Source organism: Nitrospira sp. Nam74 (assembly GCF_965152615.1).
Genome location: NZ_OZ224220.1, coordinates 1,257,834 through 1,271,691 on the forward strand (window position 1 = coordinate 1,257,834; position 13,858 = coordinate 1,271,691).

The window sequence follows — 13,858 nt, forward strand, 5'->3', positions numbered from 1 at the left end:
ACTGGTCGAAGCGGCCGCTAATCGCCATCGTTGAATGCCTACGCTTAGGCAAATCCTCCCCGCTGGCAATAAGCGTTGCCTTTTAGAGAAATCGTACTCCATCGGGGGACCGAACGTCTCGGTACGTTTGAGATGTCGATTGATGAACTCAAGAAAACGTTGAACCTAGTAAGAGGATAGGCGGATGTATCCGAAGATAGTTGGCAGTTCCTGATGTCGTGCAAGCCGGGTTCAGGCCTCATAAAGGCAAGAACCCCTATCCCGATTGCTGTGGACTGTGAGTCGATTTTGTTTATGGCTAGTAAAGCCTCAGCGACAACATCGGTTGGGAAATGGAGTCCTAAAATTATTTTGGGCAGACAGATCAATAGAGTGACATGCATGAGTAAAACAACGCCAAGCCTGCGCGAAAGGAGATAGTATCCGGGGTGCCCACACATAAAACAGCGTGGCATGGTCGCTGAGGAACGAACTCAAACCAGCCAGATACTCCGAGTAGCCGACGAGGGCTCTCTTAAGTCCAATAGACGAGACGAATACAGGGCGTTCACGGAAGGGCAGCAATACCTGCAACGCTTGGCCCATCGAGAGCGCTATGATACATGCTAAGACTGTTACAGAAATGCATCAGGATAGAGCGAGCGGTTTTGAACTCATTAAGTAGTCCACTGAGGCTCAGACGCAAGCGCGCGCTGGTCCAGCAGTTGACGGGCGATTTACAACTGGCGTGCAACGGGCATGTATGCTGCTCCGGTTGAATCGGGCGACCTAGTTCGACCGACACCATGGGCGAAATAACACCGCTATCCGCAGGCGGACTACGGGAGATCGCCCGTCCGTGGCCGCGCTGGAGCGTATCCGGAGATGATCACCGTGGACAATGCAGCGATTGGCCTCCAAAGCCCGGTATGGTGTGCGTATGCCCAGGCGTGAACAAGCTTCTGACCCGTGATCGCAAGCGAGGTGCTGTATTTCTGCTCCAACGTTCGGCCGGCCATCGGGATGGCCGCTTTGGCAGGGTTTGCAGGCTGACGGGGGGCGTGTGGTGCGCGGCCTCAACCACCTTCCTCAATACTCCGAGGGGGCGCTTCTGGATCGAGCCGCGTCCCGACAGCATCGTGGGGCCAGAGATCACCTCGAGCCGCACCACTCTGAGGGTGATCAAGGTCTGATGTTTAGCCGGCCGATCCGACCGACCCATGCCGCGGCTCGAGCGCCATGCGTATGCCGCCTTTCGGCCGCAACGTCACCATGAGCTCAGGCTCGACGCGGTCCTGGGCTAGTCTCGGATCGTAGCGGCGGCCGATAAGCGCCAGGAGCAGCGGCCCCTCTACCGTCGCAAAGTACGTCCCCACGCAGGCCCGCGCCCCTGCACCGAACGGCAGATAGGCGCAGCGGGCAGCAGGACGTTCGCTGCCGAGCCATCGCTCCGGCATAAACCGCTCCGGGTCGCGCCAGAAGGCCGGGTGCCGGTGCAGGTTATACGTGCCGACGAGGACCACGGCCCCGGCCGGCACCGGCAAGCCGCCGACGGTGACGCGGGTCGTCGCCTTGCGCTGAACGGCCGGGGCCGGCGGATACAGACGGAGCGATTCATCGAACACCGCGCGTGTGTACGGGAGGCATTCAAGATCATCGGCGTTCGGCGTCCGCCCCTTCAGGACCCGGTCCACTTCCTCGTGAAAGCGTGCCTTCGCATCCGGATGCGCCGCGAGGAGGTACCATGTCCAGGCGAGCGCGTTTGCGGTGGTCTCGTGTCCGGCCGCGAAGATCGTCAGCGCTTCGTCCCGCAGTTCCTGATCGCTCAAACAGGCGCCGCTCTCCTCATCGCGAGCCTGGAGCAGCAGGTCGAGTAAATCGTCATGCTTTGCCCTGCTGCGGCGCCGCTCGGCGATCAATCCGTAGATCAGCCTGTCCATGAATTGCATGACGAAACGAAATTCACGATTGCGCGCGGTCGGCACCCACCTGGGCAGGTGCAGCGGATTGTGGAATGAGTCGAATGCGTACTTTAGGCTGACTCGTAGCGCGTGGCTGATTTGGTCGATATGTTCGGACACGCTGGTGCTGAACATCGTTTGCGAGATCACTTCCAGGGCAAGCTGCATCATTTCGGCCGCGATGTCGACCGGCCGGCCGGCATGGTCCGCCCAGCCGGCGAGGTGCTGCTCGCCAACCTGGGCCATCCGATTGGTCATCGCGGCCATCCGAGACCGGTGAAAGATCGGCTGAATGATGCTCCGGTGCCGCTTCCACACCTCGCCCGAACTGGTTACCAATCCATTACCCAGGACCAGCGCGAGACCGACCGGCCGGCGGGGATCGTAAACCTTCACGAAGCGCTCGGATTGCTGCACCATAATCTCCTCGGCTAGATCGGGATGACTGAAGAGATAGAGGGTCTTGGGGCCGAGGCGGAAGCGCAGCGCATCGCCGTGCTGGCGCCACCAGGCCGACATGATCTGCAACGGGCGCGGCTTGAACGCGCGTAGATGACCGAGCAAGGGCGCCCCGCCGGGAACATCCACAAGTGTGAAGGATTGAACCGCCTTGGGCATGGGCGGAGATTATCACGCTATGTCGCCGGCATCAAATTGACATGCGTCAGGTTTGTCCTAGCGTGAGGTCGTGACGGGCCAACAATCAGGGGAATTAGGGAAAGGCTGTACTGCGATAACTCGGCCAAGAATAATTCGCCGCCTTCTACAACTGGACATGCGATATACTTCGTGGGAGTCTCCTTTCCAACAGATTCAATTAAGATTATTAGTATCATGGCGTCACAAGGCAGCGGTCTTACAATCTATGATCGGACGTATGGACGGCGGCAGGAGGGTGGAATGCGATGTCTCGGTTCAGGCCCGACCCCGCTCTGGCAGCATAGCGCCGGAAGTAGACGGCCGAATTAGATGTCCATACAGCCCTCTAGGCATATGCTAGTAGCCAAAGTTTCCTTCACGCCGCCGTAGATCTATGCCAGTGATGTAGCTGTCAATCGTCTTAAGGGAATCCGCCATCCGTACTTTAGTCCAATAGTTTCATCTGCGTGGCATGTTATAAAAAATAAAATACAATAGGATCTTATCTATGGTGCGGCTTTTTCTTGCAGAAGATCACAAGATCATACGTCAAGGCATCAAGCACGGCTTAGCGGATGTCAAAGTCGTTGGAGAGGCTAGCACCGCGGAAGAATTGCTCTCCCGTCTGCCGAAGCACCCCTGTGATATCCTGCTTCTTGACCTAGTGCTGCCCGATGAGCATGGGTTCACCCTAATTCCTAAAATCAAGGTCCTTTGTCCATTACTTCGCATCATCGTATTTTCTGGATTCAGCGAGCCCCGATATGCCAGACAGGCGCTGGAGTTGGGAGCGGCAGGCTATGTGGTGAAGACGGCATCAATGAAGGAATTAAAAACGGCCGTGCAACGAGTCGTCGCGGGCCAGACTTATCTAAGCCAGCCTTTTGACGAGGATGACATCCGTATGCCGCAGTTGCCGGTCAAGCGGTTGTCCCCTAGAGAAGAACAGATCCTCCATCTAATCGCGAACGGTCACAGCATGGTAGAAATCGCGTCATTATTGGGCGTGAGTGTGAAAACGGTCATGAGCCACCGGGCCAATATACGGGAGAAGCTGCAGCTTCCAACCGTTTCGGCCCTTCTTAACTATGCGGTCACCGATTGGCGGGACCGGGAACAGTGAGGGGTGAAGGGCGCGTCTGGCTAAATATACATCCGTCCTCTCCAATGGTCTTCGAGCCGTAAGCACCGGATTTCTATTGCAACCTTCGGTCGACCGACGGGATTGCCACTTTGCCACGGTTTCAATGCCTGTAAGGGAGCCGTTTGCCGCCCTGCCTGTTTTGATCTCTTCCCACCTTCATCATAACGGCCTCCCATAACCCGTAACGGCACCACCAGGTCGACTTTTGATCACTGTGAGAACGCCGGTATTTTTCTCCATCGCGTCACGAAATGCCTCTTGAGGAATATCCCGAAGCGATAGACCTCGATAAGTTGCGACGGTGTGCAGGCCAGAGAATAATATGCCGTCGATCCTAAGATCCCGACAGGGCCGCCCTCAGCTCCCCACCTTATCCCGGTACTTTCCCACGCACGCCCTGCGCGTAAGGGTCCTCTGTCATCAGTCCTTCATTGGCCGGGTAAATCGCAACCGAAAACATTCGCGTCATGATGCCGGGTACCATTGATACTTAGAATCTGTCGCGTCGGCACAGTTATTCTGCTGCCACGCTGCGAAGCAGGCAAGCCAAACCGGCACGGCCGACCAGATGATCCATACTCCTCTTTGTTGGTTTGGATGCAGTCACGTCATCTTGGTGTTTCGTCAGATAGCGGGTTGGTCAGGTTCGTGAACCGCAGGTCATTGATTCAATCCCAATCGACGTCTCCAACTTACACCATTGCTGCTCGGCGGCTGCTGATGCATACTCATGCTCTCTGGAGAGTCAGGGGCTCCGCTAGGTATGCCGGAATGCATGTGCCATAAGTGTCTGCCGTCAGTTCGATCCTCGCGAGTCCTCCGTTGCTCTTTCCGCACGTATGTAAGGCGAAAATGCCGTCAACTCATGCTAGTCCGATAGCCCTTTCGTCCGTCGAGGCGGTGATGTCACAACGCACCCACACTCATCAGACGCTCCCATTGTCGGTGAGAGACGCGACATCGGATAAGAGAGGGACGAGATCCGAGTAATAACGGACAACGTCGGAAACCGATAGAATGCCGATCACGCTGTCACCGGCGGTGACCACTAAGTGGCGTATTTCGTGCTCTTTCATCAGCGAGATGGCCGCTGTCATGGGTTGATAGTCTTCAATGCTAATAACAGGTTTCGTCATGCAAATATTCACCGTCGTGGCCGATGGATCAAGACACTGCGCGACAGCCTTACGGCTCAAATCTGTATCGGTAATGATGCCGACATAACGTGGACCGTTCTGGACGAGAAGTGAACCCACTCTCCATTTTTTCAGGAGAGTCCCTGCTTCCGCTAGCGTGGCATCCACATGAATGCTGTAGATTTTGGTTGACATGTACGCGGCCACACGGCCTTCAGGTCGTGGATTGGCGAGTCGATGTGCGTGAAGTGCACAAATACAACTCTCTAGCACTTGCTTGCGCTGTTGCAGGCTTCGTCGTTCCACATCCTGCACACCGCTTTCTTGAGCTTCTTCAGGCAAATTAACCAAACTTGCTGCCTCGCCGAGCTTGGCATACTCGTATGCCTCGGCTAAGTCCGATGCGTTTCCGAACACCTCACTAATCAGACGTTCTGTCACTTGATCAAAGTCTGCAAGTGAGGTGACGGGCATTTGCTTTCGGCTCAGAAACGGTTCAAAGCAGACCAGTCGTTGTCGCAACCGCTCTGCATCACGATCAAGGAACAGGCCTCGAGCCAGCCGACTCTTAGTGGTATGTTGCATCATGAACCTCGTTGTGTAGTGTAACGTAACTTCGTGTTGATAAGTATTGAACGCGTCGTACCGGAGCTTTGAATGGAGTACATACGGATTGACCATTGAACTCCATGTTGGCTTGCTTTCCCTTTCTGGCTACGCCAGGTAATGGTGACCGGCATAGCCGGTTCGACTGTGCTCATTGCAGGCTCCATGTGGGTGAGCCTTCGTGCCCGGACATCCGGTTAGCATCTGCTCTCTCAAGAGCTTTGTTCGACCCCATGTTGCAGATTGCTGAGGCCAACGAAATGTAGGTTTAGCGGGAACGTTAGGCCTGACCTAGCTGGAAAACAAGTCGGGGGTTGTCCTACCTGGTCCGGTGCACTGCTATGGGACGCTTCAATGAAACTAAAAAGGGAAGTTCAAGATGATGGGACGTCGTTTGAGGAAGGGGCCGACAGTTGAATCTGTAGAGCTGACCTCATCCTTCGGAGAGTCCCCAAGTCCAGCCACTCAGATCGTTTCAATCGTTCTCTTTCTGACATTCAGCCTAGACCTTGTCACTTTGTTCCGCCCTCTTGATTGTCGCCCGAACGGTGTAGGTATCCCTCTGATTGTCAAAGGGCGTTCGCACAGCCTAGTTCTTGGATCAAGAGATAAGGGGGCTGATGATTCTTAACTATGTGAGGAAGGTGAACTATGATTTACAAAAGGACGTTTGGGATACTCATCACCATCGCAATTATCATAGTTTTGGGTTATCGAGGCGGCCTTTTAGGAGCACAGGATTCCGCCCAGCCCGGGACTCACGCAGGAATTCCAGCGGAGAAAGTAGCGGACATCGTCCACGCTGTGATCCAAGCTGACCGTACTTTCTATACAGTCCATGTCGTGGAGCGGTTGCAGGAGAGGGGCGTCGTGGTGGCCTCGGAAAACTGGAAGACTCAAAAGACCCTTCCTCTTCCGGTGCAGTTTCTGGAGGAATCAGCCCGACTCGCTGCAAAGACTCAAGCCAAGATTAGCTACCGACTGCTCAGTCTCTGGCCCATTAACAAACGAAATGGGCCCAAGACCGAGTTTGATCAAGCAGGACTTTGGGAAGTCTCTCAGCATCCTGAGCATCCATATACTGGAATGGTGATGAACGGACGGGATCTGTATTTTCAAGCTGTATATGCTGACAAGGCGATCGCTCAAGCGTGCATTGGTTGCCACAACGCGCATCCCGATAGCCCGAGGCGGAACTTTCAACTGAATGACGTCATGGGCGCCATTGTCATTTCTATACCAATGGAACAATAATCGTTTCGCCCTGCGTTCCACAGCCGGCGTCCCAGTAGTCATCAATTTGCTCTTGGGAGAATGTGAAAATACAGTTTAGAACACTTCATGCGGCATCTCTGTCCATGTGTTTGGCGCCCTGTACCAGGCGGTCGATGAGGCTGCTAAGCGCCTGGATTAAACCTTTAGAGCTTCACTACCACATGGTGCGTAGTATTTGGCGCGATAGACAAGTAGGCGGCAGCAGCTTACTATGCGCCAGCTTGAGCTTACTCAAAGATGCCCTGATTGTTACACTTAGTGTGTAGGTATTTCACCAAGAGGTGGTGTCATGGTAGACCAGTCTGCAAATCTTACCCAACGAGGTTCAAGTGCCATGCGCGGCCTTTCTCATCTGCTTCTGGTCGATGATGATCCTGCCTTACTTGACGCCCTTTCGGGCACACTGGAATCACGTCTGAAGCATATAGAACTCGACACCTGTGATTCAGGGACGAAGGCGTTAGACCTTGTACGGGTGAAGGGGTACGACACGATTATCGTCGACGTGAACATGCCCAACATGAATGGTCTGCAAGTCCTGACTGCCGTGAAGCAACTGCGGCCCGAGACTCCCATATTGATGATTACCGCACATGCGGATCACGGGGTCATGGCGAAAGCTCTTGCAGCAGGCGCCACGGATTTTATTGCCAAGCCATTTGACCGAGAGGAGTTCGTGAGAGCGGTCCGTCACGGTTTAGGGCTATCCCGTCTGCAGTCTATTGCCGTGAATCTTGAAGAGCGTCATCGTAAGACATCAAAAAAGCTTGGTTTTGTTCGCGAGAAGCTGCATCAACATGTCTTGAGGAAGTTGAAAGACACGCACCATTAAAGCGGACATGATACCGCAACACGCTGGTGCTAGAGCAGGTATCAAGCAGCGTGACGACCATCGTATTCAGCAGAAAATAATTCGAATTGCAGCCGCTCTGTCGGCGTGCCCTCTATGACGTGACACGATGCCTGCTTGCCGATGTAGCGGAACCCGTTTTTTTGAAGCACTCTAATGGAGGCCAGGTTGATATCGAGTGTCCACGCATGTATGGCTCGGAGACCAAGCTTGAAGAAGCCGATTCTCAATAAACGATACACGGCATAGCTGGTATGCCCGTAGCGAGCAAATTCCTTGTCGCCTAGTACATACCACAAGAGTGCCGTCTTAAAAATTGTGTCAATATTGCTCAGTGCGACTAATCCCCAGGGTTCCTCGGCGCCGTTGAACCCATATACCATCAAACAGTGCCTCTCACTTTGTGTCATCTGCTCCAGCCTCGCTGGAGATATCATCGGTAGGCCGTTCGCAAAACTCACCCATTCATAATTCTCCCGCCGGTTTAACCAACCGGCGACTGTGCCGATTTTGGAGGCTGCGAGCGGTCTAAGCTCCATAGTGGTTCACTCCTTTCCAGCAAATCTGGTGGGACGCAGTTATAAGTTTTGGGGTAGGGCACGAGAATCAGCGCGGTACTCATACACATGTCGGTGTTGACCGATCCAAAAGCGGTTGAGAGTCTGACGTATATCAACTGTGGAACTAGGTTGTCCGAGGAGGTCTGTGATGTGGAAAGACAAAATATGGTTTCAGTGAGCCTGTTTGTATAGTACCCCCTGTCTCTTTGTTGCCTTGGAGGCCGGTCCACGATTGATAGGTATTCCCTGGCGTCAGGAATCGATTGGCACCCAGTCGTATCACACGATGGTTCATCAATCCTCGCCACCGTAGTCGCATGACGAGAATTCACTATGCTGTTAGAAAGCCGTCGTGCCAGGGGCGCCGTCCGATTTTAATGGGCACTTTTTAAACTGATGCCAGTACAACAGGAACTGGAATGGAGGTTAGGATGGGGGTTCATCCATTAGCCGGCACACTGGCCCCAGCCGAACTATTGATAGACGTTGAGAAGCTCGAACGGGCGTATCATGACCGACAACCTGATCTCACTAATCCCAATCGGCTCGGTTGTGGCCAAACTCACGCGGGCTCCGGGAAACGATGCCGTAATCTGAGGATTGAAAGTCGTGACGAAGAACGGCTGGTTTGCGGCGCGGCCTTCCGGCACTGAGAATATTTATAAACTGTACGGGAGAGGCTGAAGAACGAGTCCCACCGCGACGCGATTGTCAACGAAGTGCAGGCCATTATCACGCAGGCCTTGGCGAGCATACGATAGCCGTGCATTGTGGTCGAACATAATGGTGAGTGAGCGCACCAATGATGCGGGTATCCAGGCCGCCTTATCTTTAGCCGTATAGCAGCATCACGTTGCGAGGTGACGCCGGCGTACTGATCGAGGATGGATTTAAGAACCGGTCGTTGTCTCGTCAGTTTGATTGTAGTGTCGTGGGTGGGTGCGGTGTCCCCATAAGAGCCAGCTCCGGCTATTTCTTTGCACAGGCGGGGCCGGTTCTAGGGACCCACTCAATTGTTCTCGCACGACAAGGATCTGGACGAAATCTCGTATTTCGCGAAGAAGGGCAACAATTTCCTTCTCAGATTTCATACAGACCTCCCGAAGTTCCCGGTCGCTTTGATCTCAACCGTCTCGTATGGAGATATAGCGGTTTTGGGAAATCATGTGCTATTGCGCCTTGGTCGTAAGACTTTGGTCGGTAACCCACATAAGAGAACTGTCCTTGCTGACGTTGAAAGTAAATTGAAGTAGATGAAATACAAAGTTGTTCTGCCCCCGAAAGGTCGCGCCTTGGATGTCCTCATCAGTCCACGTGTGGTGCTTGAATCGCAGATCCATCACGCCAGTCTCGAAGTCTGCCGCATTTTAGCCGGCTCACATACGAAGCCTAGCAAGTATGGTCGGCATCGTGTACTACGGACGTAGGCGACTGTAGGTGTGCGACGGCTGGATTGCCGCCGGAGCACGAGGTACAGTGGCCTATGCTTTTTTTTCAACAACAGCCGGATGAGGTGTTCAACGACATCGTTCATGAGGCATTGGACTGGATGGAGCATGACTTAAAGGATTATGTGACGGACCCTGCCACCATGATGTTCCCCCTGCCGCAGACGGCGAAGCTGATCACTCCTGGGGCTGCATTGGCGACGGTGGAAGAGTTGAGAGCGGCGTTGAAGAGTCAAGACGTGTATGAGCTAGAACCGATGCATCGATTGATCATCAAGGAAGCGTTGCAACGGTATTGTGAATTGTATAATGACAAGCCACAGGGCACAGACGTTCACGCTCGATACGGGATTCTTGAGTTGCATCGCGATCGAATGCTGACGTTGTTTCTCGGGGAGTTCAAAGTGGTTCCTATAGAGCAAGCGGATGCCCGAACCGAAGCCCTTCAGCTCTGTCTCCTTGCCGATGCTCCATGGCGCAGTGCTATTCTGAGAGATGAATCTCCCTGGTTCCGAGCTGGAAGTGCTTATCCCTATATCGCTCATGCCACATAGGGATTGCAGCGACTATGTGGGCTCTTGGACGAGCAGTTCATCCACCTCTGTCAAAGGAGAACGATCGAGGGTGTGCTCAATTCATGGTTGACTTGGATAGATAATGCGAGCAGCCTAGAGTTGTGACGCATCGTGACCCTTTACCGCTTCATTGAGGAGGACCCCATGAAAAAGCTAATGTGGGCGGTCGTTGCAGTCATGTGTCTGGCAGGCTTTAGCTCACCGTCCTTTGCCGACGAGATGGGTAAGGGGAAGGGTGAGATGAAGGGCGAGATGAAAGGCGAAAAAGGAAAAACGGGCGAGAAAGGGGATAAGGGGAAGATGCAGGGCGAGGGCGGCACGATGAAAAGTGACATGGATAAGGGGGATAAGGACAAGATGAAGGGCGGCAAGTAGAGAAAGCGGACCCCACGTCTGGTCTTGCCAGGCACACAATAGACCGGAAGGCGGCCCGCCGGCTTGTAGCCAGCGGGCCGTTCTGTTTTTTAGTGACGGCTCGCTGAAGCGAGCCGGACCCCCCGATAAATGAAGAATATCAAGATACAGGAGCGTAGTCTTGCCGACTCCGATGCAACACATAGGAGTCTCGCTGATGCGAATGATCCGAAGATAGATGAGGGCAGTGTCGAGCGACCGCTGGAAGAAGACGGACAACACACCAGCTTGGCAGACGACGTTTCACTCACCGTGCCCGTCACTTCTGAAGTTGTCCAGGTGGATGCCTGCAACATCTCTGGCGAACCTGCTCAAGACGTACCTGCTAGTCCGGCTGTCGAGTACATCTATCGCCATCGTCTGCCGGTGCGTCTGACACATTGGCTGAATGTCGTCTGCCTTCCCATTCTTGTAATGAGCGGGCTGCAAATCTTCAATGCACACCAAGCGCTCTATTGGGGCGAGCGCTCGGATCGGGATCGTCCCCTATTGTCTATTATGGCCATGAGAATGGAGAACGGCGAGGTGAAAGGCATCACGACCGTCTTAGGCCATGCCTTCGATACCACCGGGGTGCTCGGATTCTCATCAGGGTCAGTTCGCGGATTTCCGTCATGGATGACGATCCCGAGCGGCAAATGGCTCGCCATGGGGCGGCAGTGGCATCTCTTCTTTGCATGGGTGTTTGTTGTCAACGGAGTGTTCTTCGCGCTCTATGCGCTGGTCAGCCGTCATTTCTGGCGAGACCTCTTTCCAAAACTCAAGGATCTTCGCGGGATCGGCCGTGAACTTGTCAATCACTTGAGGTTCCGCCATCCTCAGGGAGAGGAAGCGAAACACTATAACGTTCTGCAGAAACTCGCTTATACGGGGGTCGTTTTCGGATTGGCTCCTCTAATTGTCCTGACCGGTCTAACAATGTCACCGGCCATCGACGCGTCGTTTCCAGGACTGCTCAGTCTGTTCGGAGGTCGGCAGTCGGCCAGGACCATTCACTTTCTGGCATGTTTTGGTTTTATTGGTTTCGTGGCGGTGCATCTCTTGATGGTCGCGACAACCGGACTGAGGAACAACATCACTTCAATGGTGACCGGCTGGTTTCAAACCACGAAGGATGACGAGGCGCGAGATGCAAACCAATAGCAATGATCGCGTAATAGGTCGTCGCCGGCTGCTGGCCGGCGCTGTCCAGGCCGCTGGTCTTCTCTTGTTCGCAGGATGTGACAATTTATCACGCAGCGATTGGTTTACGAGCTTGCTCGGCAAGGCGGAAGGCCTGACTCAGCGCGCCCAACGACTGATCAGCACGAGAAAACCGACGGCAAAGGAGTTTACGGAAGCGGACCTTTCGAGCTTCTTCCCTCCGAACGGCACTCGCGATCCGGACAATCCTGAATATCAAAGGATGGTTCACAGTGGATTTGCGGACTGGAAACTGGAGGTCGGTGGACTCGTCCAACGACCTGCCACCTTCTCATTGGCAGCGCTGCGGGAACTCCCGTCACGTAGTCAGATCACGCGCCATGACTGTGTGGAAGGCTGGAGCGCCATCGGGAAATGGAGGGGCACGCAGTTGAGTCAAATTCTAGAACGGGTCCAGCCGTTACCCACCGCCCGCTACGTCGTCTTTCATTGCGCCGATCCTGACGATGATGGCACGTCTTATTACGAAAGCATCGACTTCGACGACGCTTTTCACCCGCAAACCCTCCTTGCCTATGAGATGAACGATCAGATTCTGCCCATCGCGCACGGCGCACCCATACGCCTCCGCGTGGAGCGCCAGCTCGGCTACAAGCACGCAAAGTACGTTATGCGGATCGAACTCGTGGAGAGCTTTGAGCGAATCGGTGGAGGAAGAGGGGGATATTGGGAAGATCAGGGGTATGAATGGTACGCGGGGATTTAGAGGATGTGAGAAAGCCTCCAATTGCTCTCGCGTTGACCCAAGCATTCGTCATCGAGATCAGTCCACATGTCTGGGGGCTGCCGATGATGGATTCCTGCAACGAATAGTCACTTTTCGAGCTTGACACGTCTGCCATGCGTTCACTACAGTGCCTCCCAGAGAGAACCTCTAGGCAAAGAGAAGAGGGTGCGAATCCCTCGCGGTCCCGCCGCTGTAACTGGGGACGAAAACCGCATAGATGTCACTGTTCGCTGAGGAGCGAATGGGAAGACGCGGCGAGTAGGGGGATCCAGAAGTCAGAATCCATGCCTAAAGGGGATGACCAACTTTCCCTCGTGGGGTGGGGAAGGGTGAGGAACGAAGACGGGAGCAATCCTCTGGGTCTCTAACGCGTACTGACCCCGAGGGTTTTCGTTTGCTCTTGCGACTCGTTCGGTCTTCCCTCATTGTCCTGATCGGATTATTCTCGGTCCCGATCCCCCTGTTTCTTTACGGCATCGCCTACCCGACCCAACCGCTGACGATTCGCGACGACCTCGATCGATCGATTCAATTTGTGAAAGCGCCCATGCGCGTCGTCTCCCTCGCCCCAAGCATCACGGAGATGTTGTTCGCCCTCGGTCTCGATCGCGAGATCATCGCCGTGACGGAGTTCTGCGACTATCCTCCACCGGCACGTCTGAAACAGAAAGTGGGGTATTCGAACCCAAGCATCGAAGCCATCGTGGCGCTCAATCCGGATCTCATCATCGCGCCCCGGGAATTTCTCCGCGCCGACCTTGTCGGGAAAGTAGAGCAACTTCAGATCCCTCTCGTCGTGCTCTCCGCCAACTCGGTGGCCGATATTACGACGCATCTCGCGAAGCTGGGAGCCATCTTCGGGCGTGCATCCCAAGCGGACGCGGCGATTGCACATGTGCAACAGCGCATCGACGCAATCCGCCGGACCACAGCAGGGCGTCCCGGCGTGCGGGTGCTCTACGTGCTCAACAGTCACCCGCTGATTACGGTGGGGCCCGGCAGCTTTATCCATGAGCTCATCGGCTTGGCGGGCGGGATCAATATTGCCGGCAATACGGCCACGCCCTATCCGCGTCTCAACATGGAAGTGGTGTTGCGAGAAGATCCTGATGTCCTGGTATTTCCCGTCGGCAAGGTCGAGAGCGTGCCAGTGAGCGAGCAACAAGTGTGGCAACAATGGCCGGCTCTGTCTGCCGTGAAGCATGAACAGTTGCGGCATGTCCCCTCGGATCTCTTGAATCGTCCTGGTCCCCGGATTGGTGACGGGCTGGAAGCGCTTGCACGGGCGATTCATCCGGAAGCCTTCACGGGAGCATCAGCTCGTTGAGCCGCATGAAGACC

Annotated in this window: 12 protein-coding genes, 1 pseudogene and 1 riboswitch; of the genes and pseudogenes, 10 read left to right on the top strand and 3 right to left on the bottom strand. The window is 54.6% G+C overall.

The features are described 5' to 3' along the window. Nucleotides 1–1,175: 1,175 nt before the first annotated feature. The gene (locus tag ACWHYZ_RS06075; RefSeq protein WP_447986391.1) at nucleotides 1,176–2,558 is read right to left on the bottom strand and encodes a cytochrome P450; all 1,383 of its coding nucleotides are present in this window, start codon (nucleotides 2,556–2,558) and stop codon (nucleotides 1,176–1,178) included. A gap of 529 nt (nucleotides 2,559–3,087) precedes the next feature. Here ACWHYZ_RS06075 and ACWHYZ_RS06080 point away from each other — a divergent pair. Next, nucleotides 3,088–3,702, top strand: a complete 615-nt coding sequence (locus ACWHYZ_RS06080; protein WP_447986392.1) for a response regulator — start codon at nucleotides 3,088–3,090, stop codon at nucleotides 3,700–3,702. Nucleotides 3,703–4,649: 947 nt separating this feature from the next. Here ACWHYZ_RS06080 and ACWHYZ_RS06085 read toward each other — a convergent pair. Further along, nucleotides 4,650–5,447: a CBS domain-containing protein gene (locus ACWHYZ_RS06085; RefSeq protein WP_447986393.1), complete on the bottom strand. Its 798-nt coding sequence runs from the start codon at nucleotides 5,445–5,447 to the stop codon at nucleotides 4,650–4,652. A 669-nt stretch (nucleotides 5,448–6,116) separates the two neighbouring features. On the opposite strand from ACWHYZ_RS06085, the gene ACWHYZ_RS06090 reads away from it, so the two are divergent. Together ACWHYZ_RS06090 and ACWHYZ_RS06095 are read left to right on the top strand one after the other, a co-directional pair. Beyond that, nucleotides 6,117–6,719 (top strand): Tll0287-like domain-containing protein, encoded by a 603-nt coding sequence (locus ACWHYZ_RS06090; protein WP_447986394.1) that lies wholly within the window; start codon nucleotides 6,117–6,119, stop codon nucleotides 6,717–6,719. Between the two features lie 355 nt (nucleotides 6,720–7,074). Continuing rightward, on the top strand, nucleotides 7,075–7,572 hold the full coding sequence (locus tag ACWHYZ_RS06095; RefSeq protein ID WP_447986395.1) for a response regulator: 498 nt from the start codon (nucleotides 7,075–7,077) through the stop codon (nucleotides 7,570–7,572). 41 nt (nucleotides 7,573–7,613) lie between these two features. Here ACWHYZ_RS06095 and ACWHYZ_RS06100 read toward each other — a convergent pair whose 3' ends face one another. Beyond that, nucleotides 7,614–8,129 carry a GNAT family N-acetyltransferase gene (locus ACWHYZ_RS06100; RefSeq protein ID WP_447986396.1) on the bottom strand — a complete coding sequence of 172 codons (516 nt, stop codon included), beginning with the start codon at nucleotides 8,127–8,129 and terminating at the stop codon, nucleotides 7,614–7,616. A gap of 452 nt (nucleotides 8,130–8,581) precedes the next feature. Here ACWHYZ_RS06100 and ACWHYZ_RS06105 point away from each other — a divergent pair, with 452 nt between their 5' ends. The 7 genes and pseudogenes from ACWHYZ_RS06105 to ACWHYZ_RS06135 all read left to right on the top strand — a co-directional run bounded on the left by ACWHYZ_RS06105 (nucleotide 8,582) and on the right by ACWHYZ_RS06135 (nucleotide 13,844). Further along, nucleotides 8,582–8,803 carry a hypothetical protein gene (locus tag ACWHYZ_RS06105; protein WP_447987651.1) on the top strand — a complete coding sequence of 74 codons (222 nt, stop codon included), beginning with the start codon at nucleotides 8,582–8,584 and terminating at the stop codon, nucleotides 8,801–8,803. After that, nucleotides 8,712–8,911: pseudogene (locus ACWHYZ_RS06110) on the top strand (phosphoglucomutase, alpha-D-glucose phosphate-specific); the annotation flags it as partial. The gene ACWHYZ_RS06105 and the pseudogene ACWHYZ_RS06110, both read left to right, overlap by 92 nt. Before the next feature lie 722 nt (nucleotides 8,912–9,633). Further along, nucleotides 9,634–10,152 carry a hypothetical protein gene (locus tag ACWHYZ_RS06115; RefSeq protein ID WP_447986397.1) on the top strand — a complete coding sequence of 173 codons (519 nt, stop codon included), beginning with the start codon at nucleotides 9,634–9,636 and terminating at the stop codon, nucleotides 10,150–10,152. Nucleotides 10,153–10,317: 165 nt separating this feature from the next. After that, on the top strand, nucleotides 10,318–10,548 hold the full coding sequence (locus ACWHYZ_RS06120; RefSeq protein ID WP_447986398.1) for a hypothetical protein: 231 nt from the start codon (nucleotides 10,318–10,320) through the stop codon (nucleotides 10,546–10,548). Between the two features lie 384 nt (nucleotides 10,549–10,932). Next, nucleotides 10,933–11,730, top strand: a complete 798-nt coding sequence (locus ACWHYZ_RS06125; protein ID WP_447987526.1) for a cytochrome b/b6 domain-containing protein — start codon at nucleotides 10,933–10,935, stop codon at nucleotides 11,728–11,730. Then, the gene (locus ACWHYZ_RS06130; RefSeq protein ID WP_447986399.1) at nucleotides 11,717–12,496 is read left to right on the top strand and encodes a molybdopterin-binding protein; all 780 of its coding nucleotides are present in this window, start codon (nucleotides 11,717–11,719) and stop codon (nucleotides 12,494–12,496) included. Before ACWHYZ_RS06125 ends, ACWHYZ_RS06130 begins: the two co-directional genes overlap by 14 nt. A 130-nt stretch (nucleotides 12,497–12,626) precedes the next feature. Continuing rightward, nucleotides 12,627–12,823: riboswitch (cobalamin riboswitch) on the top strand. 88 nt (nucleotides 12,824–12,911) lie between these two features. Then, nucleotides 12,912–13,844 (top strand): ABC transporter substrate-binding protein, encoded by a 933-nt coding sequence (locus ACWHYZ_RS06135; RefSeq protein ID WP_447986400.1) that lies wholly within the window; start codon nucleotides 12,912–12,914, stop codon nucleotides 13,842–13,844. Nucleotides 13,845–13,858 lie beyond the last annotated feature (14 nt).